The organism is Pseudodesulfovibrio sp. 5S69, from assembly GCF_037094465.1.
GTDB classification, from domain to species: Bacteria; Desulfobacterota; Desulfovibrionia; order Desulfovibrionales; family Desulfovibrionaceae; genus Pseudodesulfovibrio; species Pseudodesulfovibrio methanolicus.
The window spans coordinates 901,876-927,104 of record NZ_CP146609.1 but is presented as its reverse complement, the minus strand read 5'-3'; the positions used below and the strand labels follow the sequence as shown (position 1 = coordinate 927,104).

Annotated in this window: 22 protein-coding genes; 8 read left to right on the top strand and 14 right to left on the bottom strand. The window is 65.5% G+C overall.

Annotation, left to right across the window (positions count from 1 at the left end; genetic code table 11):
- Window positions 1-65: 65 nt before the first annotated feature.
- Together V8V93_RS04380 and V8V93_RS04375 are read right to left on the bottom strand one after the other, a co-directional pair.
- A complete protein-coding gene (locus V8V93_RS04380) occupies window positions 66-320 on the bottom strand; it encodes a hypothetical protein (RefSeq protein WP_338669143.1) in 255 nt (84 codons plus the stop codon).
- Between the two features lie 26 nt (window positions 321-346).
- Window positions 347-640 carry a metal-sensitive transcriptional regulator gene (locus V8V93_RS04375; RefSeq protein WP_338669142.1) on the bottom strand — a complete coding sequence of 98 codons (294 nt, stop codon included), beginning with the start codon at window positions 638-640 and terminating at the stop codon, window positions 347-349.
- 100 nt (window positions 641-740) lie between these two features.
- Here V8V93_RS04375 and V8V93_RS04370 point away from each other — a divergent pair, with 100 nt between their 5' ends.
- Window positions 741-1,358 carry a TorD/DmsD family molecular chaperone gene (locus V8V93_RS04370; RefSeq protein WP_338669141.1) on the top strand — a complete coding sequence of 206 codons (618 nt, stop codon included), beginning with the start codon at window positions 741-743 and terminating at the stop codon, window positions 1,356-1,358.
- Here the strand turns inward: V8V93_RS04370 and V8V93_RS04365 are convergent.
- The 6 genes from V8V93_RS04365 to V8V93_RS04340 form a co-directional block, all read right to left on the bottom strand.
- Window positions 1,355-2,362, bottom strand: coding sequence for a rhodanese-like domain-containing protein (locus tag V8V93_RS04365; protein WP_338669140.1), 1,008 nt, complete (start codon window positions 2,360-2,362; stop codon window positions 1,355-1,357). The genes V8V93_RS04370 and V8V93_RS04365 overlap by 4 nt on opposite strands.
- 64 nt (window positions 2,363-2,426) lie before the next feature.
- On the bottom strand, window positions 2,427-3,518 hold the full coding sequence (locus tag V8V93_RS04360; protein WP_338669139.1) for a rhodanese-like domain-containing protein: 1,092 nt from the start codon (window positions 3,516-3,518) through the stop codon (window positions 2,427-2,429).
- A gap of 62 nt (window positions 3,519-3,580) precedes the next feature.
- Window positions 3,581-4,315 (bottom strand): formate dehydrogenase subunit gamma, encoded by a 735-nt coding sequence (locus tag V8V93_RS04355; protein WP_338669138.1) that lies wholly within the window; start codon window positions 4,313-4,315, stop codon window positions 3,581-3,583.
- Entirely contained in the window at window positions 4,308-5,048 is a 741-nt protein-coding gene (locus tag V8V93_RS04350) for a 4Fe-4S dicluster domain-containing protein (protein WP_338669137.1), read from the bottom strand. Before V8V93_RS04350 ends, V8V93_RS04355 begins: the two co-directional genes overlap by 8 nt.
- Window positions 5,048-7,222, bottom strand: coding sequence for a molybdopterin-containing oxidoreductase family protein (locus V8V93_RS04345; RefSeq protein WP_422394436.1), 2,175 nt, complete (start codon window positions 7,220-7,222; stop codon window positions 5,048-5,050). The genes V8V93_RS04350 and V8V93_RS04345 overlap by 1 nt, the downstream gene beginning before the upstream one ends.
- Window positions 7,223-7,411: 189 nt before the next feature.
- On the bottom strand, window positions 7,412-7,732 hold the full coding sequence (locus V8V93_RS04340; RefSeq protein ID WP_338669135.1) for a cytochrome c: 321 nt from the start codon (window positions 7,730-7,732) through the stop codon (window positions 7,412-7,414).
- Window positions 7,733-8,009: 277 nt separating this feature from the next.
- Here V8V93_RS04340 and V8V93_RS04335 point away from each other — a divergent pair, with 277 nt between their 5' ends.
- On the top strand, window positions 8,010-8,516 hold the full coding sequence (locus V8V93_RS04335) for a FecR family protein (protein ID WP_338669134.1): 507 nt from the start codon (window positions 8,010-8,012) through the stop codon (window positions 8,514-8,516).
- Between the two features lie 9 nt (window positions 8,517-8,525).
- Complete coding sequence (locus V8V93_RS04330; protein ID WP_338669133.1) at window positions 8,526-9,104, top strand: OmpA family protein; 579 nt, start codon at window positions 8,526-8,528, stop codon at window positions 9,102-9,104.
- 179 nt (window positions 9,105-9,283) lie between these two features.
- On the opposite strand, the gene V8V93_RS04325 is transcribed toward V8V93_RS04330, so the two are convergent.
- The 3 genes from V8V93_RS04325 to V8V93_RS04315 all read right to left on the bottom strand — a co-directional run bounded on the left by V8V93_RS04325 (window position 9,284) and on the right by V8V93_RS04315 (window position 13,326).
- Window positions 9,284-10,009: a metallophosphoesterase family protein gene (locus V8V93_RS04325; protein WP_338669132.1), complete on the bottom strand. Its 726-nt coding sequence runs from the start codon at window positions 10,007-10,009 to the stop codon at window positions 9,284-9,286.
- 367 nt (window positions 10,010-10,376) lie between these two features.
- Window positions 10,377-12,293, bottom strand: a complete 1,917-nt coding sequence (gene acs, locus V8V93_RS04320; RefSeq protein WP_338669131.1) for an acetate--CoA ligase — start codon at window positions 12,291-12,293, stop codon at window positions 10,377-10,379.
- A gap of 160 nt (window positions 12,294-12,453) precedes the next feature.
- Complete coding sequence (locus tag V8V93_RS04315; RefSeq protein ID WP_338669130.1) at window positions 12,454-13,326, bottom strand: LytR/AlgR family response regulator transcription factor; 873 nt, start codon at window positions 13,324-13,326, stop codon at window positions 12,454-12,456.
- Window positions 13,327-13,494: 168 nt separating this feature from the next.
- Between V8V93_RS04315 and V8V93_RS04310 the strand changes: the two genes are divergently transcribed.
- Window positions 13,495-14,856: a TAXI family TRAP transporter solute-binding subunit gene (locus V8V93_RS04310; RefSeq protein ID WP_338669129.1), complete on the top strand. Its 1,362-nt coding sequence runs from the start codon at window positions 13,495-13,497 to the stop codon at window positions 14,854-14,856.
- Between the two features lie 352 nt (window positions 14,857-15,208).
- On the opposite strand, the gene gltA is transcribed toward V8V93_RS04310, so the two are convergent.
- Together gltA and V8V93_RS04300 are read right to left on the bottom strand one after the other, a co-directional pair.
- Window positions 15,209-16,624: an NADPH-dependent glutamate synthase gene (gene gltA / locus V8V93_RS04305; protein ID WP_338669128.1), complete on the bottom strand. Its 1,416-nt coding sequence runs from the start codon at window positions 16,622-16,624 to the stop codon at window positions 15,209-15,211.
- The gene (locus V8V93_RS04300; RefSeq protein ID WP_338669127.1) at window positions 16,614-17,462 is read right to left on the bottom strand and encodes a sulfide/dihydroorotate dehydrogenase-like FAD/NAD-binding protein; all 849 of its coding nucleotides are present in this window, start codon (window positions 17,460-17,462) and stop codon (window positions 16,614-16,616) included. The genes gltA and V8V93_RS04300 overlap by 11 nt, the downstream gene beginning before the upstream one ends.
- Before the next feature lie 294 nt (window positions 17,463-17,756).
- Here V8V93_RS04300 and V8V93_RS04295 point away from each other — a divergent pair, with 294 nt between their 5' ends.
- Window positions 17,757-18,173, top strand: coding sequence for a hypothetical protein (locus V8V93_RS04295; RefSeq protein WP_338669126.1), 417 nt, complete (start codon window positions 17,757-17,759; stop codon window positions 18,171-18,173).
- Window positions 18,174-18,225: 52 nt separating this feature from the next.
- Here V8V93_RS04295 and V8V93_RS04290 read toward each other — a convergent pair whose 3' ends face one another.
- Window positions 18,226-19,647 carry an MFS transporter gene (locus V8V93_RS04290; RefSeq protein WP_338669125.1) on the bottom strand — a complete coding sequence of 474 codons (1,422 nt, stop codon included), beginning with the start codon at window positions 19,645-19,647 and terminating at the stop codon, window positions 18,226-18,228.
- Window positions 19,648-19,983: 336 nt separating this feature from the next.
- Between V8V93_RS04290 and recQ the strand changes: the two genes are divergently transcribed.
- From recQ to V8V93_RS04275, 3 genes are all read left to right on the top strand, one after another.
- Entirely contained in the window at window positions 19,984-22,188 is a 2,205-nt protein-coding gene (gene recQ, locus V8V93_RS04285) for a DNA helicase RecQ (RefSeq protein ID WP_338669124.1), read from the top strand.
- A gap of 166 nt (window positions 22,189-22,354) precedes the next feature.
- Window positions 22,355-24,853 carry a heavy metal translocating P-type ATPase gene (locus V8V93_RS04280; protein WP_338669123.1) on the top strand — a complete coding sequence of 833 codons (2,499 nt, stop codon included), beginning with the start codon at window positions 22,355-22,357 and terminating at the stop codon, window positions 24,851-24,853.
- A 23-nt stretch (window positions 24,854-24,876) separates the two neighbouring features.
- Complete coding sequence (locus V8V93_RS04275; RefSeq protein WP_338669122.1) at window positions 24,877-25,074, top strand: heavy-metal-associated domain-containing protein; 198 nt, start codon at window positions 24,877-24,879, stop codon at window positions 25,072-25,074.
- Window positions 25,075-25,229: the final 155 nt, after the last annotated feature.

Below are 25,229 nucleotides of genomic sequence, written 5' to 3'. Positions count from 1 at the left end.
CCCGAACGACGAAGGGGGCGCCGTCCACATGGACGGCGCCCCCTTCGTCGTTCGGGCAAAGACGGCTATTCGGGATTTTTGGAGCCATGGGCCTGCTTGTAGGCTTCCCACTCCTCGCGGGACACCGAACCGTTCTTGTTCGTGTCGGCCTGGTCGAAGACCGAGGTGTCGCCGTCGGGAAAGGCCACCAGGAACTCGCCCTTGGACACCCAGCCGTCCGCGTCCGCGTCCAGGGAATTGAAGTTGACGTAGTAGTTGGTCGCGGCCACGGGCTGGCAAAGCAGCAGGGCGAAAGCCAATGCAAAAAACAATGTTCTCATTCAATCACTCCATGAATTTCGACTGATCAGCCTTCGATGAAGCCGGTGACCACGGAGATGAATTTGTCCAGGGACTCCTTGGAATCCTGGCCGCTCTCCACGGACTCGGCGTAGCACCTGAGCAGGTAGCGCTTGAGGATCAGCTTGTTGGCCGACTGCAGGGCGGAACGCACGGCCCGCACCTGGACCAGGATGTCCTGGCACTCCTTGCCGGATTCGATCATGCCCTGGATGCCGCGCACCTGTCCTTCGATGCGTTTCATACGGGACAACACGTTTTTCTTCAGGGCCTGTTCCTCGGCGCTCAGGTGCTCGTCCATCTCGTTCTCCTTTGTCTCGAACCATGTTCCCATTGCCCTGCCGTGCGCTTTACCGTACTGTCGTAGGGTATTGTCCATCGCATGTCCGGGGGTGCCTACCATGTCAATTTCCCAATCGAAGATTGTGCTGCTCAACCTGATGGAGTTGTGCGCAGCCGTGTTCCGCGGGCCGGACGAACAGGGGTGGAGGGAACTGGCAACCCTTGGATTGCCCGAACTCTTCGGCCGTGTCCAGAATTTTCCCGCCCTCCCGGCGGCCCCGCTTGAGGGCATGCAGGCCGCCCTCGCGCCTTATGCCGAAACCGGAGATTTCTCCCCGCTCGAGACGGAATACGTCCGCCTGTTCATCGCCGGGCCCGGCGGCGTTCCGGCCCCGCTCTACGAGTCCTGCCACCTGGACGGCGCGCCACGGACCATGGGGCAAAGCGCCCTGGCCATGCGCGACCGGCTGGCCGAGGCCGGGCTCGAAATTTCGCTGCCTTCCAACGAACCGCCCGACCACCTGGCGCTCGAACTGGAATACCTGTTCCACCTCTGCGCCGAGGGTTGGACCGGTGATCCCGCCCTGGCCGAAAAGGCCGCCCTCTTCGCGGACGAGGTCATGGTCCCCTGGGTCGGCCGCTTCCGCGACACGCTGGCCGGGGCCGGGCCCGACCCGGTCTACCTGGCCGCTGCCGACGCGGTCCTGGCCCTGCTCCGGGCCGTGGCCGAAGCCTAGTCCCTGGGCGGCCGCTTGACCGCCGAGCGGAGCACGTTCAGGAACTGCTCGTCCGGCTCGAAATACCCGCGCTTTATCAGCTCGATACGCCAGGTCCCGTCGCCGTTGGACCGGACCAGGTAGGCCAGCGGCAGTTCGGCCTGGCCCAGGCACTCGAATATCTGTCCGCTCTTGTCCGAGAACAGCGGGTAGGCCACGTCGTAGTGCTTGCGGAACCGGACCACGGACAGGTTGGAATCGTAGACCCCGATGCCGATGATCTTGAGCCGCCCGGCCAACTCCGAGTCTTCCTCGACCCGCTGGAAGAACCGCGTCAGCATCTTGGTCTCGGCCACGCAGTCGCTGCACAGGGTGTTGTAGAGCTGGATGAGCACGAAGCTCGCCTTGAGTTCCGAGAGTTGCAGGAACTTTGCCCCCTCGGGCAGCTCCAGGTATGCCCGGTCCTCGTCGCCGTTCAGCACCGCCACCCGGCAGGTGGGGAAGTCGTCGCCCACGGCCAGGACGTGAACCGCTTCGGGCTTGCCCTCCACCTGATCGGGATGCTTCGCCTTCCAGCCGTGGAACCCGGCCGGGTACCGGTAGATCCGGGTGTAGCCGAGACGCGCTGCCCAGCGCGCCGCAATGGAGCTGCGCAGTCACCTGAAGCTCCGGCAGTAGATGACCAGCAGCCGGTCCTTGTCCGGCCCCACCAGCCCGGCCAGGGCCTGGCGCTTCCGCTGCGGCAGGTCCAGGTCGTCGCCCAGGTCGAACTCCAGGTTGACCGCGCCGGGGATGTGCCCGGCCGCGTACTCGTAGTCCGCGCGCGCGTCGAGCAGGACCATGTCCGTTTTATCGGCGAGCAGCTTCCGCAGGCCGTCGTCGTCGATGAGCCGGTAGTCGTCGCGTTTGGCCTCGGCCTGGGCCGACGCCCACCAGACCTCGTTCTCGCCGGCCCGGGCGGACCGGGCGGCGAGCACGCAAAAGGCGAGGAGCAGCCATGCGACACAGGTAATCATTCTGGGCATATGCGCTCCCCGCCTTGATGTTTGCGGCGTGCCGGGGCCGTCCCCGGACGTCTGTGGCCGGTCCCTACTTGTTGGGATGGACCTCGTAGCTGTTGTCGTCGCCGAACTTGTTGGTGGCCTCCAGGTAGAAGACCTTGTCAACGTCGGGACGGATATCCTTGAACAGGTAGTAGGCCTCGCCCGCACGCGAGCCCGTGGCGCAGGAGAAGACGATGGGCTTGTCCGTGGGGATCTCCTTGGCCTTCTTCTCGACCATGTCCACCGGCATGTTGATGGCGGACGGGAAGTGGCCCGCGGCGTATTCCTCGGGGTCGCGCACGTCGATCAGCAGGATGGCGCCGGGATTGTCCTTGATGGTCTTCAGGAACCAGGCGGTGTCCACCGCGCCCTCGGCCTCGCCTGCCTGGACCGCGGTGTCGGCCGCACCGAACATCTCCTTCCAACCGGGGTAACCGGCCTCGGCCACGAGCACGTGCTTGTAGCCCAGGGACCGGGCCATGACCGCGGACTTGTGGGACAGGGCGCAGGCGTAGCCGCCGCAGTAGTAGATCAGCGTGGTGCCCATCTTGTCCACGGGCAGCAGGCCGCGCTTGGCCGCAAAGTCGCGCTCGGGGATGCCTATGGCGGACGGGATGGCACCGGCTAGGAACTTTTTGTACGGGCGGGCATCGACCAGCAGGTAGTTGCCGCCCTCATTGATGCGCGCGTTGAGGTTCTCCAGGCCGATGGAATAGTACGGCGCGTGCTTCTTCCAGTCCGGGAATCCGGCCGCGTAGACCTTGACGTTGGTGTAGCCCATGGCCTCGGCCGCGTAGGCGGACTTGTGGGACAGGGGACAGGCCAGGCCGCCGCAGTAGAAGATCAGCAGCTCGCCCTTGTCCTTGGGCAGCTTGTCGGCCATCTTGTCGAACTGGCTGGCCGGGATGGACACGGCCGTGGGGATGTAGCCGTCCACGTACTTGGGTTTGTACGGCCTGGAGTCGATGATCATCACGCCCTTGGGCTTGGGCATCTTGGCGTACTTGGCCACGAACTTGTAGTCCACGATGGTGTGGAACTGCTTGAACTTGGCGCCTTCCTGGGCCATGGCCGGTCCGGCCACGGCGACCACCGCGAACGCCAGAAGCATGGCCGCAGCAATAAACTTCCTGTGCATGAGACACTCCCTTCCTAAAGGATTGTTTTCCCTTCCCGCCCCTCCCCGGGGCAGGACCCTATTCATTCCTCCGACCCCTGCTCGGGCTCGGTACTGACCTTTTCCCACCACAGCCGGTGGTGATGCCTGGCGTAGCCGCCGGGGACCACGCCGGTGAACATGGACTTGAAGCCTGGCCGCTCGTCGGGCGAGACGGCCGCCATGTACACGTGGACCAGCAGGCCCGCGAAGACCAGGCCCACACTGATGAAGTGCACGGCCACGGCCCAGCCGACCATGCCCGTGGCCTCGGCCCCGAAGGTACGGTCGGACAGGTACATGATCACCCCGGTGACGGCAATGACCACTCCGCCGACCACGGACGCCTGGGCAAAGGCCTTCTGGCCCATGTTGTAATACCCCTGGTCCGGCAGATCCGGGTCCACGCCGGCCGCCTTCAGGGCCTTGGGCCCCAGGGTCATGAGGACCATCTTCTTGAGCATCCAGCCCATGTCGCGGGCCGGGCTGACCGAGAACACCTCGGCCAGGAAGAACCTCGCCCCCCGGAAATTGACCAGCAGGTAGAGGACGAAACCCGCGATCCAGGCCAGGCCGATGCCCTCGTGGATGGCCAGCAGGTTGCCCCCGCCGCCGACCACCGAGCGCAGCCAGGCCGGGTAGCCGGACCCGAACGGGTCCACGGCCGGGTTCTGGATCAACCCCACGCCGGTCAGCAGGAGCAGCAGCCAGCAGGCCGCGTTGAACCAATGGATGAAGATGTCGGAGCGGTCGTGCCGCTTGTAGGTCTTATCAGGCATCGGTGTCCTCCTTGTGATCGGACCCGGACCCGGCAAAGAGCTGGCGGCCGAGCATGGCCAGGACGCCGAGGCCGGACAGGGCCACGATGCCCTTGATGAACGGCGCGGACTCCTGCATGGCCACCATGGAGGCGGGCACCACGGCCTCGCCGCCCCAGTCGCCCGGTCCGGGATCGCCGAGATAGTACATGTTCGGCAGGGTATTGGTCTTGGCCGTCACGCGGGTCAGCCGCTCCTTGTTCTTGAGGAACAGGGCGCCCGCCGCGCTGGTCGGGTCGTTGATGTCGCCGAAGACCCGCGCCTTGGTCGGGCAGGTGTCCACGCAGGCGGGTTGCAGCCCGGCGGCGCGGCGCTCGGGGCAGTAGTTGCACTTGTCCGCCTTGCGCGTGACCTCGTTGCGGTAGCGCGCGTGGTACGGGCAGGCCGGGATGCAGTTGCCGCAGCCGATGCACAGGGACGCGTCGATGACGACCTCCCCGGTGTCGAAGTCCTTGTAGGTCGCGCCCGTGGGGCAGGCGGCCACGCAAGTCGGGTTCTCGCAGTGCATGCACGCGCCGGGCTGGAACCGGACACCGTTGTCCGAGATGCCGGGTACGGCCCGGTACTCGGCGTGCTTGATCCAGTTGCGGAACTGGCCTTCGGGCACGTTGTTGGCGACCTTGCAGGCGGCCACGCACCCCTTGCAGTCGATGCACTTGGCCGCATCGATGACCATGGCGAGTTGCTGTGCCATTACGCCACCTTCCTTGTTACGGTGACAAACGTGGTGTGCATGGACGCATTGCCGGTGATGGCGTCGAAGTCGTCGTCCAGCAGCTCGTTGATGGAAGCGCCGTTGTTGTGCGACAGGTGCTGCATGGTGGACAGGGTGTTGTAGCCCGAGAGCATGAACACGGTGTCCGGCCGGATGCGGTCCGTGACCTCGGCCTTGAGTTCCTGGCGGCCCACCGGGCTGGTCACCTCGACCAGGTCGCCGTCCTTGATGCCCAGCCTCCCGGCGGCCTCGGGGTTGAGCCACAGGGTGTTGGTGGGCAGGAACTGGTGCAGCAGCGCGTTGTTGGCAGTGGAGGACTGGGTGATCATGGCGTTGCGGCCGATGACCATCCTGAACTGATTCTTGGCCGGTCCGGCCGGGGGCGTGTACTCGGGCAGCGGGTCCAGGCCCATCTGCTCGTAGCGCTGGTTGTACAGCTCGACCTTCTTGGACAGGGTCTTGTAGATGCGCCCGTCATAGATGCCGTAGACCTTGGACGGGTTATAGTACACGCCGTCGCGGTCCATGACCCCGAGGGCCTCGGGGATCTCGCGGGTCTGCTTCTCGCGGTACTCGTCGAGGGTGAAGTCGAAGAACTCGCCGAGTTCCATGCGGCCCGCGATGTCCTTCATGATGTCGAACAGGGGCCGGGACTCGTAGAGCGGGTCGATGACCGGGTCGCGCTTGACCACGCAGGCGCAGGCCACGGAGCCCTGCAACCCCGAGCACGGGTCCTTGCGCTCCAGATAGGACTGCGAAGGCAGGACCAGGTCGGCCATCCAGGCGGTGTCGGACATGGCGATGTCCACCACGGTGACGAAGTCCATCTTGTTCATCATCTCGATGGTCTTCTTGCGGTTGGGCGCCGTGCCCATGGGGTTGGTCTTGTAGATGAACCAGCCCCGGATGGGATACGGGTCGTCATTGAGGACCGAGTCGCGGGTGACCACGAAGGAGCCCTCGTGCTCGAACATCATGGGCACCTTGCCCGCGTCGATGCGGTCCTCCCGGTTCTCGTCGTACCACGGGGCGTCGTACGGCACGCCCTTGAGCCCCACCTGGCGCGCGGCCAACAGCCCGCCGGGCCTGTCCCAGTTGCCGAGCAGCCCGTTGACGATGGCGAAGCTGCGCCGGATCTGGGTGGAGTCCTCGTAGTCCGAGGTGCGGCGGCCGGGGTAGACCATGGACGACGGAGCGGCCGCGGCCAGCTCGCGGGCGATGCGGGCGATGTCCTCGGCCGGGATGCCGCACTGCTCGGCCGCGAAGCCGGGCGTGTACCGCTGCACGTGGGCCGTGAGTTGCTCGATGCCGAAGGTCTTGTCCGCGATCCACTGCGGGTCAAAGAGCTTCTCGTTGATGATCACGTGCGCCAGGGCGAGCATGAAGGCCATGTCCGTGCCGGGCCTGACCGGATACCACTCGTGGGACAGGGCCGCGGTCTTGGTGTAGCGCGGGTCCAGCGTGACCAGCTTGCAGCCGTTCTCGCGGATGGTGGTCATCAGGTCGATGGAATCCGGGGTGACCAGCGCCTCGAAGCGATTGGCCCCGACCATCAGGATATACTTGGAGTTGAGCACGTCCGCGAAGGGCACCTCGCCGAAGGTGTCCAGGAAGGCGCGGCTGCCCGAGACCAGGCACAGAGACTCGTGCGAGGTCACGTTGAACGAGCCGTAGACCTCGGCGAACCGACCGACGAACTGCGACTGGAGGTCCGAGCCCGCCGTGAAGAGGTGCCCGCAGGGGGTATACTTCTCCCGGACCTCGGCCATCTTCTGCGCGGCCATGTCCAGGGCCTCGTCCCAGGGGATGCGCTGCCACTTGCCCTCGCCGCGAGCGCCCTTGCGCAACAGCGGATGCTTGAGGCGGTCCGGGTCGTAGACCTGGGCCAGGCCCGCGTTGCCGCGCGCGCAGAGCATGCCCCTGGACTTGAGAAATTTGGGATTGGGGTCGAGCTTGGTGATCACCCCGTCTTCAACGCGGGCGATGAGCCCGCACTTGTTGAAACACATGTCGCAAGCCGAGAACCTGGAATCCCAGGCGGGCTTGGCCGGCGATGCCGCGCGGGCCTTTGTCAGGCCGCCGAGCAGGGCCGGGCCGCCTACAGCCCCTGCCGCCACCAGGCCGGAGGCCCGGAAGAAATCGCGGCGGGACATCGTCTGCTTTGAACTTGGCACTGAGTACCTCCAAACGTCCGCACTACTGTCGGATAGGGTCCTTCTCCCACCCCGGCTTCCCGGCTCGGGACAGGGGGGACCGGTTGTGTCGAGCTGCGCCCCCGTCTCCTCCTTGGGGGCGCAAGGGCCGCGCCGGGGAACCCCCGGCGCGGCACGAGCCGCACTGCGCTAGCTGCACTTGGCCGGGGACGGGGAGTCCTTGGCGTAGTCGTGCAGGTAGGTGAAGATGTCGTTCAGGTCCTTCTCGTTGACGGTCCAGTGCGGGCTGCACTTGATCTTGCCCGTGTCGGAGAACAGGGCGGTCCATTCGGCCTGGGTCTTGTCCGCCGGGCTCATGTCGCTGGCGGTGGTTCCGTGGCAGGAACGGCAGTTCTTGCGGTACAGGAACTTGCCCTTGCGGGCGTTGCCCCCGCCCATGGCAAAGGCCATGGACACGGCAAAGACGGTGATCAGGGCCGTTGCCACGGCCAGGATGAGCTTGCTTTTCATGCTCCCTCCAAAGTTGACTTGTTGCACGTTCGACAAAGGGTTCTCACACTCTTACAAACCATATGGCCTGTTTAAATACTTGGATATTATAACCTGGACCCGATGTAGGCCTTCGACTCCCGTATACCCATACGGGGTATAGGTGTCAAGCGTGTTACATCGAAATTCTTGATGTGTGAGGTCGGAAATGAAAGCCAATTATAATAGACGTAGACTTTCGAGGGGGATAGGCATATTAAAAATGTGGTATATAGCACCCAATCAGGAGGTCTCGCCCATGTCCCGACCCGAATCCGCCGCCCGGCCGACCGTCCGGCCCCATTGCGGCAAACACTCATGGGCCGGGATCGTGGCCCTGATGTTCCTCTTCCTCTTCTGCCTGGCCCAGGAGCCCCAGGCCATGGAGCGCGCCCAGGCCGTGGGCACGATCAAGACCGTGACCGGCGAGGCGTTCGTGGAACGGCTGGCCGAACGGTTGCCCGCCGCGGTGGGCGACTACCTGCTGGAGGGCGACACCCTGGTCACGGGGAAGAACTCTTCCATGGGCGTGATCTTCCGAGACGACACGCTCCTCTCCCTGGGCCCCGGCTCCAGGGTGACCATCGACAAGTTCGTCTTTGACCCGGCCCAGGATCATCTCGACTTCCTGACCAAGGTGAACAAGGGCACGGTCCAGTTCATCTCCGGCCAGATCGCCAAGCTCAAGCCCGGCGGCATGGCCGTCGAGACCCCGCTGTCCACCATAGGAATCCGGGGCACCCGGTTCCTGATCAAGGTCGATTAGGAGCGCACCATGAAGAACATCGCACTCATCCTTCTTGCCTGCCTGATGCTCGCCGGTTGCGGCGGCGGACAGACCATCGTCCTGCTGCCCGACCTGGACGGCCACGTGGGCGAGGTCACGGTGACCTCCGAAGGCGGCAAAACCGCCACCCTGAACCAGGCCAACCAGGCCGTCACCGGCACGACCCAGGTAACCACCCTGAGCGACGCCCAGGTCCAGTCCGAGTTCGGCGCGGCCATGGCCGCCCAGCCCCTGCCCACAGCACGGTTCATCCTGCACTTCCACAGTGATTCGTCCAAACTGACGAACGACTCCAAGAAACTCATCCCGGACATCATGCAGAGCTGGCGCGACCGGCACTCCAACGACGTCTCGGTCATCGGCCACACCGACACCGTGGGCGAGAAGCAGTACAACTACGACCTCTCCGTGCGCCGCGCCAAGAAGGTCCGCGACCTGCTGGTCAAGGCGGGCATGCCCGAGGACATCATCGAGATGACCTCCCACGGCGAGGAGAACCCGCTCATCCCCACCCCGGACGGCAAGTCCGAACCGCGAAACCGCCGGGTCGAGGTGCTGGTCCGCTAGCGGCCCGCCCGAACATGAAATCAAAAGCCCCCGCGCAACGCTGCGCGGGGGCTTTACTGTTGAACCCAAGAAAAAACAGAATTGGATGGCCGCTTCGCGGCAAGGTCAGATGATTTCGCCTCCGGCGGGCAAGGGCTCTCACCCCTGCACCCCATTTTGCGCCTGTAGCCCATGGGTCGTTACCAGAGGCGGTCGGCGAAACCGCGGTGGAAACCCCGGGCCACGATCAAATCGGCGGTCTTCTTGATGTCGTAGGGGATGAACCGCATGGTCAGGACGCGGCTGTCCAGGTCCAGGAGCCCGTACTTGGCCCGGTTGTCCCCGTCGCGCGGCTGGCCCACGGAGCCGATGTTCACCAGGTGGCGCACGCCCTGCTCCAGCGCCGTCTCCCCTTCGGGCAGGGGTTGCCGGACCGGCTCGCCGCGCAGGCAGGTGTAGCGCCCCAGATCGTGGGTGTGCCCAACGAAGCAGACGGCCTCGCCGTACCGCGCAAAAACCCCGGCCATCTCGTCCCGGTACTTCCAAAGATATTCCGTGACCGAGTCCGGCGGCAGCCCGTGCACGAACCGGCAGCCGTGCTCGACAATGGACTTGGGCCGCGTGGTCAACCACTGGTACGTCTCTTCCGAAATCATCTCGCGGGTACGCCGCAACACATCGGCAGCGGGCTGGTTGAAGCCGCGCAAATAGTGAATATTGATCAGCCCCTGCTCATGGTTGCCCATGGTGCACTCCACCCCGCGCCCGCGCAACAGATCCACGCACTCCTGCGGCTGCGGCCCGTACCCGATCATGTCCCCCAGACAATACACCGCGTCCACGGCATGCCCGTCCAGGTCGGCCAGGACCTCCTTCAGAGCCTCGAAGTTGCCGTGCACGTCGGACATGATGGCGATGCGGGTCATGGTCGGAAGGTACCCTTTCCCCGCTGCCCGCGCAGGCGCGGGCAGCGGAAGGAATGCCTCCGGCGGCCAGGGGGGACCCTTCGAGAGGGTTCCCCTGACCCCTCCCGAGCTTTCTGTGTGCCTTCGGCAGGTCCGTACGGACGCGAAGGCCCCCCGCCTCTCCCCTTGGAGCGATTCGGGCGGCGCAGCCACCCGACAGCGGCTCTCTCCCCCTCGCACCCGCTTCCTCGGAATAGGCTTTCGAGAGTGGGGCAGTTGTGCATTTTCTTCCAGGGGGCTTTCACCGCAGCGTATTGCGGCATACGTGAGGATGAAAGCCCCCTGGAAAGAAATGTGCAGATGACCCGCTATCGGAAGCCGCCCCCTTTTAATCCTCGTCCAATCCGGTCAGGTCGCCGATTTCAAAGCCGTTTTCCTCGGCCTTGAGCACGCGGCGCATGAGTTTGCCGGACCGCGTTTTGGGCAGGGAGTCGCGGAACTCGATGGATTTGATGACGGCCACGGGCCCGAGTTCGTTGCGGATGGTTTTCTTGAGGTCCTTGATCAGCTCGTCGCCCGGCTCGAACCCTTCGTTGAGCATGACGAACGCCTTGGCCGCCTCGCCCTTGATCTGGTCGGGCACCCCGACGGCGGCGCATTCGCAGACCGCCGGGTGCACGCCGAAGGCGGCCTCGAGTTCGGCCGAGCCGATGCGGTGGCCCGCGATATTGATGACGTCGTCGGCGCGGCCCTGGATCCAGATGTAGCCGTCCTCGTCACGGCGGGCCACGTCGCCCGCGTAGTAGACGCCGGGAATCTGGGACCAGTACTCCTTGAAGCGGTCGTCGTCGTTCCACAGGCCGGTCATCATGGACGGCCAGGGCTGGGTGACCACGAGCAGGCCGCCCTTGCCGGGCGGCACGGGGTTGCCCTGCCTGTCGACCACGTCCACCTCCACGCCGGGCAGGGCCTTGGTCACGGAGCCGGGCTTGAGCACGGAGATGGGCAGGGGCGAGATCATGAACATGCCGGTTTCGGTCTGCCACCAGGTGTCGAGCACCGGGCACTCGGACCGGCCGATGTTCTTGTACAGCCAGATCCAGGCCTCGGGCGAGATAGGTTCGCCCACGGTGCCGAGCAGGCGCAGGGAGGACAGGTCGTGCTGCTTGGGATACTGGGTGCCGAAGCGCATGAGCATGCGGATCATGGTCGGCGCGGTGTAGAAAATGGTTACCCCGTATTTGGCCACGATGGACCACAGCCGGTCGGCCTGGGGATAGTTGGGGTGGCCCTCGTACATGACCGAGGTGGTCCCGGCCATGAGCGGGCCGTAGATGCCCGCCGAGTGGCCGGTGACCCAGCCGGGGTCGGCGGTGCACCAGAAGATGTCCGTGGGCTTGATGTCGAAGACCGTGGTCAGGGTACGGTGCACGCCGACCATGTAGCCGCCGTGGGAGTGGACCACGCCCTTGGGCGTGCCCGTGGTCCCGGAGGTGTAGAGCAGGAAGAGCGGGTCGTCCGCGTCCATGACCTCGGTGGGCGCCTCGTTGCGCTCCTGGCGGACCAGGTCCTCGTACTGGAAGTCCCGGCCGTCGACCATGTCCACGCCGATGTTGCAGCGCCGGACCACGACCATGGCCTCCACGCAGTCGGCGCAGGCCCCGACCAGGGCCTCGTCCGCGGTCTCCTTGAGGCCGATGATCCGGCCGTTGCGGTAGAACCCGTCCGAGGTGATCAGCAGCTTGGCCTGGGCGTCGTTGATCCGCTTGCGCAGGGCCTTGGCCGAGAACCCGGCGAAGACCACGGAGTGGACCGCGCCGATCTTGGCCGCGGCGAGCATACTGATGACCGTCTCGGGCAGGGGCGGCATGTAGATAACCACGCGGTCGCCCTTGCGCACACCCAGGGAGCGCAGGGCGTTGGCGAAGCGGTTGACCTCGCGGTAGAGCTCGAAATAGGTGTACTTGCGCTGGTCGCCCGGCTCCCCTTCCCAGATGAGCGCGAGCTTGTTCTTGTTGGCGGTCTCGATGTGGCGGTCGAGCGCGTTGTAGACGATGTTGCAGCGCGCGCCGGGGAACCAGCGATAGAACGGCGCGTCCTTGTCGTCCAGGACCTGGTCCCACTTCTTGAACCAGTCCAGCTCGTCGGCGGCCTCCTCCCAGTACCCGGCGGGGTCCATGGCCGCGAACTTGCGCGCCCCCTCCAGTTCCTGGGGGTTGACGTTGGCTTCGATGACCAATTGCGGGAGCGGACGGAACACCCGTTCTTCCTGCAGCAAATTGTCTATAGCGCCTGACTGGTCCATGTGCCCTCCTCGCAGGGTCAACCGGGATACCCGGTTTTGCGAGTCTCATTCATAGCAGTTTCGTTCCGCAACTCCCGGCTTATTCGGCCAGCGGTAGCAGCGGCGGGTTAAACGGTCGGACCGGCCGCCGCGGCCCGGTCCGGGGAGTCGATCCATCGGCTCACAGCCCGATGATCTTCTTCAGCTCGGCGATGCGCCGCCGGCTGATGGGCAGCTCGATGCGCGTGCGCCCGGCCGTGCGCAGCATGAAGTTCGAGCCGGGCATGCTCGCTATCTCGGTGACCATGTCCAGGTTCACCAGGTACTTGCGGTGCACGCGAAAGAAACGGTGCGGCCCGAGCCGGTCCTCCAGGTTCTTGAGCCGGTAGGAGGAGAGAAATTTCTGGTTGGCCGTGTGCACGTAGGAGTAGTCCTCGAAGGCCTCGACGAAGATGATTTGATCGTAGGCGATGAGGATGGTCCGGCCGTCCTGGTTCACGGCCAGCTTGTCGATCTCGGGCCGCCGGTTGGAGGTCTGGTCCCAAGCGGCCTGGAGGGCGGCCAGGAAGGAGTCCTGCTCCTCTTCGGGCAGGGGCAGCTTCACGGTCTGCTCGTCGCCCTCGCTCGGCTCGTCGTCCGGGTCGTCCGGGTACGGGGCCGGAGGCGGCACCTCCCGGAACCGGGTCTTGAAGGTCTGCAAGCGGTCCATGGTCCGGGCCATGCGCCCCGGCGCGGGCGGCCAGAGCAGGTAGTCCGTGGCCCCCAGCTCGAAGGCTGCGTAGGCCTGGGACTCGGAGTCGGAGATGAACACCAGGGCGGGCTTGTTCTTGCGCCCGGCGAGCATCTGGGCCATCTCGATGCCGCTCGCCCCGCCCGGCAGGTCCACGCCCACGAAGAACACCCCGTAGGGAATGGCCTCAAGCAACTCCAGCGCCTCGAAGGCCGAGACCGCCTCGCCCAGTACCTGGACAAAGGGGACCTCCTCCAGCACGTCGCGCAGGGCCGTGCGGACCTCGGGGTCGGGATGGACGAGCAGGGTTTTCAGCTTGGGCATGGCGTATCCGGTCCGGGTTGCGTGGCGGGAAACTCCAACACTCCTCCATCCCTACCCATATTCCGCGCACTTCGCAAGACGGGCCCGAATCCAGCTCCGGTGACGATGTGCCGAAATTTGCATCCGCCGCCTTGCCCGTTGCCCGGCTTTTATTTACATTCGGGCATCATGCAGAACCCCTATATAAAAAAGCTCGTCAAATTCCTGCGCTCCCACGTGCTCATGTCGTTCATCATATACGGCGCGGCCATAGGCGTGCTGGCCCTGGCCCTGTGGGTGACCTTCCAGTTCGTCAAGCCCCTGCCCCCGGGCAAGGTGGTCATGGTCACCGGCGGCGAGGGCGGCGCATATTACGCCTTTGCAAAGGAATACGCCGCGTTCTTCAAGGAACACGGCTTCGAGCTGGAGGTGCGCACCTCCAAGGGGTCCATGGACAACCTGGCCATCATCGGCGATCCGGAATCCGGGGTGCAGGCCGCGTTCATGCAGGGCGGCATCACCACCCCGGAGGAGCACCCCGACCTGGAGAGCCTGGGCTCCCTCTATTTCGAACCGGTCTGGCTGTTCACCTCCAAACGGCTGCGCATCAAGACCCTGGCCGATCTCAAGAGCCGCAAGGTCGCGGTCGGGGCCGAGGGCAGCGGCACCAGCCACCTGGTCCTCCAACTGCTCGCTGAAAACGGAGTCACCCCGGAGACCGCCGACCTGCTCCCCGAAGGCACGGACCAGGCCATCCCCGAACTGCTCGACCGCAAGATCGACGCCCTGTTCGTCATCGCCGGAGTGAAATCCCAGGGCGTGCGGACCTTGAGCGAGGCGCACAAGACCGTGAACCTGTACTCCTTCGACCGGGCCGAGACCTACGTGCGCACCCACCGGTTCCTCGAAAAGCTGACCCTGCCCCAGGGCGGCATCGACCTCATGCGCAACCTGCCCGCCCATGACGTCACCCTGCTCGCGCCCACGGCCAACCTCGTGGTCCGCGACGACCTGCACCCGGCGCTCCAATACCTGTTCCTGCTCGCCGCGGCCAAGATCAACGGCAAGGGCGACATGTTCGCGGCCACCAACCAGTTCCCCAACGACCAGGCCGTGCTCTTCCCCCTGAGCGACGAGGCCAGGAACTTCTACAAGTCCGGCCCCCCGTTCCTCATGCGCTACCTGCCCTTCCAGGTGGCCATCACCGTGGAACGGCTCAAGATCCTGCTCATCCCGCTGCTGACCCTGCTCTTCCCGCTGTTCAAGATCACCCCGCCCGCCTACCGCTGGCAAATCCGGCGGCGCATCTTCAAATGGTACAAGCAGCTCAAGAAACTGGACATGCACGCATACGACCTGACCGACCCGGCCGAGGCCCGCGACATGCTCGAAGAACTCGAACAGATGGACCGCCTCGTGCTCGAAACTTCGGTCCCCCTGTCCTACACGGACTATATCTATTCCCTCAGACTGCACATCCGCATGATCCGCCAACGCCTGGAAAAAATCGCCGGGCAACCCGCCCAGGACCTCGGCCACCCGGCGGATTAGGAAGAAGAATGCCTCCGGCGGCCAGAGGGGAAACTTTTGAAAAAGTTTCCCCTCTGGACTCCCCTTCAAAACTTCTTGTCGCCGCTTCGCGGGGGTGCGGGCCCGATCAAAGTCCGTCTTCTTAACAACTCGCCTCGGACGCACATCTTTTACGTGGAGACGCAAGGCCTGCCTCCACCCTCCGCCCGCGCAAATGCGCATACAAAAAGTTTCAGGAAGGGAGAGGGATGAGGTCCGGGGAAGGAGAGGAAACCCTTTTCTCGAAGGGTTTCCTCTCCCTTCCCGGCGCCGGAGGCGAAAAACCCCTGCGCGGTGCGCGGGGGGTTTTTTTTACACAGAGAAAGTGCCAGCCCTACAGGAGGCGTTTGGCGATTTCCCGGGCGGCGCGCCGGCCCGCGCCCATGGCGGAGATGACGGTGGCCGCGCCGGTGACGATATCGCCGCCCGCGAAGACGTTGGGGATGGAGGTCTCGCCGGTCTCCGGGTCGGTCTGCACGTAGCCCCACTTGTTCAGTTCAAGGTCCGGGGTGGCCTCGAGCAGGACGGGGTTGGGCCGGGTACCCACGGCGATGATGGCCATGCCGCAGGGAATCTGTTCGGTTTCGCCTTCCAGGCAGACGGGCGCGCAGCGTCCGGACTCGTCGGGTTCGCCGAGTTCCATCTTCTGTACGGTTATAGCCTTGAGGCGGCCCTGGTTATCGCCGTGGAAAGACAGCGGGCCGCACAGGCAGCGGATCTTGATGCCCTCCTCCACGGCGTGCTCGATCTCCTCGCGGCGGGCGGGCATCTCGTCCTCGGAGCGGCGATAGACGATGGACACCTCTTCCGCGCCCATGCGCAGGGCGGTGCGGGCTGCGTCCATGGCCACGTTGCCCGCGCCGATGACGGCCACGCGCCGGGCCCGGTAGGCCGGGGTGTCGTAGGTGGGGAATTCGTAGGCCCGGCCGAGGTTGACGCGGGTCAGGTACTCGTTGGCCGAAAACACGCCGACCAGGTTTTCGCCCGGCACGTTCAGGAAGCGCGGCAGGCCCGCTCCCACGCCGATGAACACGGCGTCGTAGCCCTGGTCAAGCAGGTCCTGGATGGTGATGGTCTTGCCGCCCACCCAGTTGGTGCGGAAGGTCACGCCGAGCTTGCGCAGGCCGTCCAGTTCGCGGGCGACCACGGACTTGGGCAGGCGGAACTCGGGGATGCCGTAGATGAGCACGCCGCCCGGTTCGTGCAGGGCCTCGAACACGTCCACCTTGATGCCGCGCCCGGCCAGGTAGCCGGCCACGGTCAGGGACGACGGGCCGGAGCCGATACAGGCCACCTTGAGGTCGTCGCGCTCCAGGGCGCAGGCGGCCAGGTCGGTGACCTCTTCGCAGGCGCTCCTGGCGGCATAGGTGTCGGCCACGTAGCGCTCCAGCCGCCCGATGGCCACGGGCTCATGTTTCTTGCCCAGGATGCAGCTGCCCTCGCACTGGGTCTCCTGGGGGCAGACCCGGCCGCAGACCGCGGGCAGGGAGTTGGTCCTGCGGATGGCGTTGAAGGCGCCCTCCAGGTCGTCGTCCACCAGGCAGGCGATGAACCAGCGGATGTCGATGTTCACCGGGCAGCCGTCCTGGCACGTGGGCTTCTTGCATTGCAGGCACCGCTCGGCCTCCACCAAAGCCTGTTCGCGGGAGTAGCCCAGGGCCACCTCTTCGAAATTCCCGGCCCGGACCTTGGGGTCCTGGTGGGGCATGGGGGTGCGGGCCCGAACTTTCTTCGTTTTCTTATCGGCCATTGCAGTGGCACTCCTTGCTGAACAATTCCATGGATTCCTCTTCCTGCTTCTTGAACTGCCACAGCCGGGTCTTGAGCTCGGCGAAATCGACCTTGTGGCCGTCGAACTCCGGCCCGTCCACGCAGGCGAACAGGGTCTTGCCGTCCACCGTGCAGCGGCACGCGCCGCACATGCCGATGCCGTCGACCATGATGGAGTTGAGCGATACGGTCGTCTTGGTGCCGAAGGGCAGGGTCACGCGGCAGACCGCCTCCATCATGGGCACCGGGCCGATGGCGACCACCTCGGCCACGTCGTCCTCGGTCTCCAGGATATCCTTGAGGACCTCGGTGACGAAGCCTTTGTGGCCCTCGGAGCCGTCGTCGGTGGCGATGCGCACCTCGGGGCAAAACGAAGAAAGTTCGGTACAGAACAGGAGCAGGTTCTTGGACCGGGCCCCGATAATGGCGATGACCCGGTTGCCCGCCTCCACGTGGCCCTTGGCGATGTGGTGCATGGCCGCGATGCCGGTGCCGCCGCCCACGCAGACCACGGTGCCGGACTTCTCGATGTGCGTGGGCTTGCCCAGCGGGCCGCACACGTCCTTGAACTCGCCGCTCTCCTGGAGTTTGTTCATGGCCGCTGTGGTTTTTCCCACCACCAGATAAACTATGGTGATGGTGCCCTTTTCCTTGTCGCAGTCCGCGATGGTCAGGGGAATCCGCTCGCCGTGCCGGTCGACGCGCAACATGACGAAATTGCCGGGCTTGGCTTTTTGGGCGATCTGGGGCGCATCGATGACCATCATGGTGGTCTGCCCCGGAATCAGTTCCTCTTTTCTTAGAATCTTGTAACCCATGTGTTCTCTCTCGTTGTTGAAAAAAACCCTTCCCAGCGGGGACCCCGAAAATAATTCAGCGGCAGGGTCTCTGCTAGTAGCGCCAAACCGCCGGGGTTGTCAAAATCGCACCAAGGGATTATAGTATAGCTTGACTGATCGATTTTGGATTTGCCAACTCCCACGGACGGGAGACGGAAAACCACGGGTCCCTCAGGATTGAGCGTGATACGGATCACAGGGACGGCCGGGCTGCCTTATGCAACGCCACGGCCTTTTTTTGTCGCAAAAAAAGGCCGGGCATGGGAGACGCGCATGAGGATTCCCTCGAAGGCTGCCGAACAATACCGCAAGACGGACTCCCTGGCCGAGCGCCGGGTGGAGCGCAAGGCGGTGCAACCCCAGGCCAGGACGACGACCACGTCGTTCGGCTTTCGCCTGGGCAAGTTCGGCGTGGACTACCGCGAGGAGACCACGGTCCTCGATCCCTCCCTGTCCCGTTCCGTGCGCGAGGAAACCCGCAAGGCCCGCGCCTTCCGCGCCGAGGCCGAGGTCGAAGGCCTGCGCGCCGGGGTCGGCGCCGCCGGTGCGGCCTACCGTGAACGGGAGACCGCGGGCGCGGACCGCAACACCCCCTCCGCCGGACAGGTCAAGTCCGCCCTGGCCGCCTACGCCAGGGCCCAGGCCCAGGTCCTGCCGCCGCCCGGCAACATGCTGGCCGGCGTGATCTAGCACCGACGAGGCCGCTCCTTCGGGGCGGCTTTTTCAGGTGGAACGCCTTCCCCTATCCCCGCTGTCCGGGGCCCTTTCCTTCCCCGGCCGAGCCCTTGCGCACTTCCAGCCTCCCCTTGGCGGACATGAGCACGCCGAGCGCGCTGAACACGGTCAAGGCGATGAAGGCCAGGTTCATGGCCTTGATGAACACGCCCGCGTTGTCGTGGGTCAGGGCCACGGGGCCGACGATGACCGCGAACACGCCGCTGATGAAGACCAGGGAGACGGTCATGCCCGTGGTCCGCATGGCCGCGACCACGGCCGAGGCCACGCCGTAGTTCTCGCGGTTCACCGCGCCCATGATGACCGCCATGTTGGCCGTGGCGAACATGGCCGTGCCCGCGCCGCACAGGGCCAGGATCGCGGCCGTGAACAGCAGGGACGGGGCTGCGCCCAGAAAGATGGCCGCGCCCAGCCCCACCGTGGCCAGCCCCATGCCCGCGGTGGCCACCAGGTGCGGCGACCAGCGCTCGCACCACTTGCCGCTGATGACCGAAAAGATGACCTGCATGATCGGCTGGACCATGAGGATGAACCCGGCCTCGCTGGCGGTCATGCCCTGGGCCACCTGGAGGTACAGGGAGAGCAGGAAGGTGATCCCGTAGATGGCCGCGTAACTGATGAACTGTGCGGCCGAGCCCAGGGAAAAGGCCGGGTTGCCGCTGAACAGGGCCAGGCTGAGCAGCGGGGCCTTGGCGCGCCCCTCCCAGAAGACGAAACAGAGCAGGAAGAAGACGCCGCCCACGAGCATGTACACGCCGAACCGGCCGTCCAGGTGCGAGCCGCCCTGGGAGAGCAGGATCATGCCCAGGGCGATGAACAGCGCCCCGCCGAAGTCGAAGCGCACGCCCTTTGCCACCACCGGCCTGACCGGCAGGGTCTTCAAGGTCAGCAGAAAGCCCACGGCGCAGGGCAGGGCCCCACCGTAGAATATCCAGCGCCAGCCGAAATGGGTGACGATGAGCCCGCCGAGCCACGGCCCCACGGACAGGCCGAGGTAGACCCCGGCCGAGACGATGCCCATGGCCTTGGCCCGGCCCGGACCGGGATAGAGATCGGCGATGATGGCCAGGCCGGTGGAGACCATCATGGCCCCGCCGCCGCCCTGGAACACGCGCAGAACGATGAACTGGTTGATGGTGTGGCAGACCGGGAGGATCACGCTCATGACCGTGAACAGGGCCATGCCCGCGGCAAAGGTGGTCCCGCGCCCGATCTTGTCGGACAGCCGGGTGACGGGAAAGAGGAGCATGGCCACGGCCGATATGTAACCCGACTCCACCAGCCCGAGCTGGGAGGCGCTGGCCCCGAACTCCCGGCCCAGGGCGGGCACGGCCACGGCCACGGCCGAGAGCATGAAGACCAGGGCGAACTGGGAGACGGTGATGGTGTACAGACCGGCGGTCCGGTCGTCGTGGGCGAAAGCGAGCATATGCGCGGAAAATCCCGGTGTTGCAGGTGAAGCACGAAACCGGCGCGGGGGCGCGGCCGGAGACGGTTGCGGTATCTGCAAGAATAAACACGCCCCCGCAGTTAGGCAAGGGCCGGAGCAGGAGGTGCCGGACCGAGGGCGGACCCAGGTGAGACCGACTCGCCACCAATGGGGAGCGGCCGGGAGGGAACATGCCGTGGCGTTTCGTCGAAACTGTTTTTGCCCACGAATGTAAGGGAAACGCACTCGATAGAGAGTAAATATGAATCGGGCAGGGTTTCGGGACACCCTCTGCCCATTGCCTTCGCCTCCCCTTTCCCCTACCCTCGTCCCCCTATGACCTCCCCGCGCGAAATTCTCTCCACGGTCTTCGGCTTTCCCGAGTTCATCGGGTTGCAGGAGGCGATCATCGACCATGTCATGCAGGGCGGGGACTCGCTGGTGCTCATGCCCACGGGCGGGGGCAAATCCCTGTGCTACCAGATCCCGGCCATGCTCCGGCCCGGCGTGGGCGTCTGCGTCTCGCCGCTCATCGCGCTCATGCAGGACCAGGTCCAGGGGCTGACCCAGATGGGCGTGCGTGCCGCCTGCCTCAACTCCGCCCTGGACCCGCAGACCGCCTACGACATCGAGCAGATGGCCCAAAACGGCCGGCTCGACCTGCTCTACGTGGCCCCGGAGCGGCTCTGCCGGCCCGGCTTCCTGGACATGCTCGCCCGCTGCAACCCGGCCCTGTTCGCCATCGACGAGGCCCACTGCGTGTCCCAATGGGGCCACGACTTCCGGCCGGAATACACCCAACTGTCGATCATCCGCGAACGCTTCCCGGACGTGCCGCGCCTGGCCCTGACCGCCACGGCGGACAAGCCCACCCAGGCAGACATCGTCAAGAACCTGCAGTTGGAGAACGCCCGGGTCTTCGCCACCGGGTTCGACCGGCCGAACATTACCTATACAGTGGTGCCCAAGAAGAATCCCACGCGCATGCTGAAAAGGTTCATCGACGAGAACCACCCGGGAGACGCGGGCATCGTCTACCGACTCAGCCGCAAGAAGGTCGAGCAGACCGCCGAATTTCTCCGGAAGAACGGGTACAACGCCCTGCCCTACCACGCCGGGCTGTCCGCGGCCGAGCGGTTCGACAACCAGGAACGGTTCATGCGCGAGGAGGGGGTCATCATGGTCGCCACCGTGGCCTTCGGCATGGGCGTGGACAAGCCCAACGTGCGCTTCGTCTGCCACCTGGAGCCGCCCAAATCCCTGGAGGCCTACCACCAGGAGACCGGACGCGCCGGGCGCGACGGCCTGCCCGCCTCGGCCTGGATGTGCTACGGCATGCAGGACATCGCCGTCCTGCGCTCCATGATCGACTCGGGAGAGGCCAACGAGACGCGCAAGCGCATCGAGCACGCCAAGCTCGGCTCGCTGTTCGCCTTTCTGGAGACCGCGTCCTGCCGCCGCCAGGCGTTGCTGGCCTATTTCGGCGAGCACATCGAGCCGTGCGGCAACTGCGACAACTGCCTGAGCCCGGTGGAAACCTTTGACGGCTCGGTCATCGCCCAGAAGGCGCTGTCCAACATCTTCCGCACCGAGCAGCGCTTCGGGGTCAACCACCTGGCCGGGGTCCTGACCGGCGCGAACACCGACCAGATCGTCCGCTTCAACCACGACCGGGTGTCCACCTACGGCATCGGCAAGGACATGACCCAGGACGAGTGGAAATCGGTCTACCGTCAACTTTTGGCCGCCGGGCTGTGCTCGGTGGACCTGGAGCGGTTCAACGCCCTGACCCTGAACGAGCGCTCCTGGCCCGTGCTCAAGGGCGAGATGCCGGTGCGGCTGCGCAAGGACCCGGCCCTGCCCAAGCGGGGCAAAAAGAAGCAGCGCCGCGCCCCGGCCCTGGCCGAGGACATCCTGACCAATTGGGAGGCCGAGGCGCTGTTCGAGCGCCTGCGCGACCTGCGCCTGTCCATGGCCGAGGCCCAGTCCGTGCCGCCGTATGCCATCTTCGCGGACAAGACCCTGCTGGAATTCGTGCGCTTCCGGCCGCGCGACATGGAGGAGTTCGCCTGCATGAGCGGGGTCGGCGCGAGCAAGCTGGAACGCTTCGGCGAGACCTTCCTGGCGAGCCTCAGGGCCCACGAGGAGGAGCACGGGCGCCCCGACAATATCCCGGAGATCCCGGAAGCGGTGCGCGAGGCCAAGAAAAGGGAGGCCGAGGCCAAGCCGGACTTCACGGCCACGGCCCAGTCCACCCTGGACCTGTTCCTCGAACTCGGCGACGTGAACGGGGTGGCCGAGGCGCGCGGGCTCAAGCCCTCGTCCATCTGGCGGCACCTCATCCTGGCCGTGAACATGGGTAAGATAGACTACCGCCGCGTGGCCGGACTGCCCGACGGGGAACTGGAGACCATCGAGGCCGCCCTGCGCGACTTCCGCGGCAAGGGCATCACCGCCATGACCCCGGTCTTCGAGGCGCTGGGCGGGGCGCACCCCTACGACCTGATCCGCCTGGTGGCCGCGGGGCTGAACCGGGGCTAGCGTGCCGGCGCAAACTCCCGCCCGAGATGGGCGAAGCCCGGCCCTGAGCGGGGGGCCGCCCAGACCGCCAAGGGAGATGTCCCGCTCCGATAAATATACCCCCCATCCCCTTGCCAAAGCGGCCGCAAGTGTCCATATTGGGACTACATTGAAAAAGGTTATCAACATGGAAAAAGTAACGGCACAGATAAAGGGTATGCACTGTGCGTCCTGCTCGGCGCGCATCGAGAAGGTGGTCGGCAACATGGACGGCGTGGACGACGTCGCCGTGAATCTGGCCGCCGAAACCATGGCCCTCTCCTATGATCCGGGCGCCGTGTCCACCGACGAAGTGGGCAAGAGGATAAAGGGTCTCGGGTTCGAGGCCGAGTTCGAGGAACCGCAGATGCCCGTGGCGGGCGGCCTGAGCGCCCTGGACCTGAACATCGGCGGCATGAGCTGCGCCTCCTGCTCGTCGCGCATCGAACGCGTGGTCGGCAAACTGGACGGCGTGGACACGGCCTCGGTCAACCTGGCGGCCGAGACCGGCAAGTTCGTCTTCGACCCCTCCCTGGTCTCCCGACGCGAGATCCGCGACGCCATCAAGAACGCGGGCTTCTCCTCCGAGGTGCGTTCCGAGGAGGGCAACCTCATCGAGAAACGCCGCCAGCAGGCGGAAGAACGGCTCTCCGCCCAGAAACGGGCGCTCATCCCGGCCTTCTGCTTCGCCCTGCCCCTGCTCATCCTGTCCATGGGCCACATGTGGGGCCTGCCCCTGCCCGCCTTCCTCGACCCCGCGCACTCCCCGGCCACCTTCGCCGTGGTCCAGTTGCTGCTGACCCTGCCCGTGGTCTGGTCGGGCCGCAACTTCTACCTCCACGGCGTGCCCGCGCTGCTGCGCGGCGGCCCGGACATGGACTCCCTGGTGGCCATGGGCACGGGCGCGGCCTTCCTCTATTCCCTGTGGAACACCCTGGCCTTGGTCTTCGGCCTGGGCGACCCGCACGTCCTGGCCCTGGACCTCTACTACGAGTCCGCCGCGGTGCTCATCGCCATGATCTCGCTGGGCAAGTATTTCGAAGCCCGCTCCAAGCTCAAGACCTCGGACGCCATCCGCGCGCTCATGCAGCTCGCTCCGGACACGGCCACCCTGCTCAAGGACGGGGAGCAGGTACCCATCGCCGTGGCCGAGGTGGAACCGGGCGACCTGTTGCTGATCAAGCCCGGCGAGCGCATCCCGGTGGACGGCACCGTGACCGACGGACGCTCCTCGGTGGACGAATCCATGCTGACCGGCGAGCCCATGCCCGTTGGCAAGCAGGCCGGCGACTCGGTGGCGGGCGGCACCCTGAACACCTCGGGCGCGCTGACCATGCGCGCCGACCGCGTGGGCAACGACACCATGCTGGCCCGCATCGTCAAGCTGGTCCAGGAGGCCCAGGGGTCCAAGGCCCCCATCGCCAACATGGCCGACCGCATCAGCTTCTATTTCGTGCCCGCGGTCATGCTCACCGCGCTCGTGGCCGGGCTGGCCTGGTACTTCCTGGGCCAGGCGGGCTTCCCCTTCTCCCTGCGCATCTTCGTGGCCGTCATGGTCATCGCCTGCCCCTGCGCCATGGGGCTGGCCACGCCCGTATCCATCATGGTCTCGGCCGGACGCGGCGCGCAGCTCGGCGTGCTGATCAAGTCGGGTCGGGCGCTGCAGGAGGCGGGCAGCCTGAACACCGTGGTCTTCGACAAGACCGGCACCCTGACCCATGGGCGGCCCGAGGTGGCGGCCATCACCATGGTCCGGGGCACCATGGCCCAGACCGAGGCCGTCTACCTGGCCGCCTCGGCCGAGAGCCAGTCCGAGCACCCCCTGGCCCAGGCCGTGGTCCGTTACGCCAAGGAAAAGGACCTCGACTTCCCCGCGCCCGACGAGTTCGAGGCGATCCTGGGCAAGGGCATCAAGGCCAAGGTGGGCTACCGCGAGGTCATGATCGGCAACTGGGCGTTCATGCAGGAGCACGGGCTTAATTTCGGCGACGACGCCCTTGCCGAGGAGGCCGTGGGCCACTACGAGCAGCAGGGCGCGACCGTGGTCTACTTCGCCTCGGACAACAAGCTCAATGCCCTGTTCGCCATCGCCGACGAGATGCGCGAGGAGACCCCCGAGGTGGTCGCCGCCCTGAAGAAGGCCGGGCTCACCCCGGTCATGCTCACCGGCGACAATGAGACCAACGCCCGGGTCATCGCCGGACGCGCGGGCATCGACGAAGTCGTGGCCGGGGTCCTGCCCGACCGCAAGGCCGAGGAAGTGGACCGATTGCAGACCGGAGGCCGCAAGGTGGCCATGGTCGGCGACGGCATCAACGACGCCCCGGCCCTGGCCAAGGCGGACATCGGCATCGCCATGGGCTCGGGCATCGACGTGGCCGTGGAATCCGGCGACGTGGTTCTGATGCACTCGGACCTGCACGCCATCCTGACCGCCCTCAACCTTTCCCGCGCGACCATGCGCAACATCAAGCAGAACCTGTTCTGGGCCTTCGCCTTCAACGTCATCGGCATCCCGGTGGCCGCGGGCGTGCTGCACATCTTCGGCGGCCCCACGCTCAACCCGATGATCGCGGGGACCGCCATGGCCATGAGTTCGGTGACCGTAGTGTCCAACGCGCTCAGGCTCAGATTCTTCAAGGGATAGAACACAACCAAAAGGAGTCAACCATGGCAACGGTGAAAGTCAAAGGCATGAGCTGCCAGCACTGCGTGAATTCCGTGACCGAGGTGATGGAGAAACTGGGCGCCAAGGACGTGTCCGTCGACCTCCTGACCGGCGACGTGAAATACGAGGAACCCACGCCCATCAGCAAGGACGACATCAAGGAAGCCATCGACAAGATCGGTTTCGAATACGTGGGCTGACATTGGGCTGGAGAAAGCCTCCGGCGGCCCCTTCGGGGAGACCAGGGCGCTGCCCTGGACCCGCTTAAGGCCGAGGGCCTTAAGAATAGTCACACTCTTCGTGTGTTGCTACTCGGTCTTTCCTTTTGTTTTTCAACGGCTTGCAGGCTAACGCC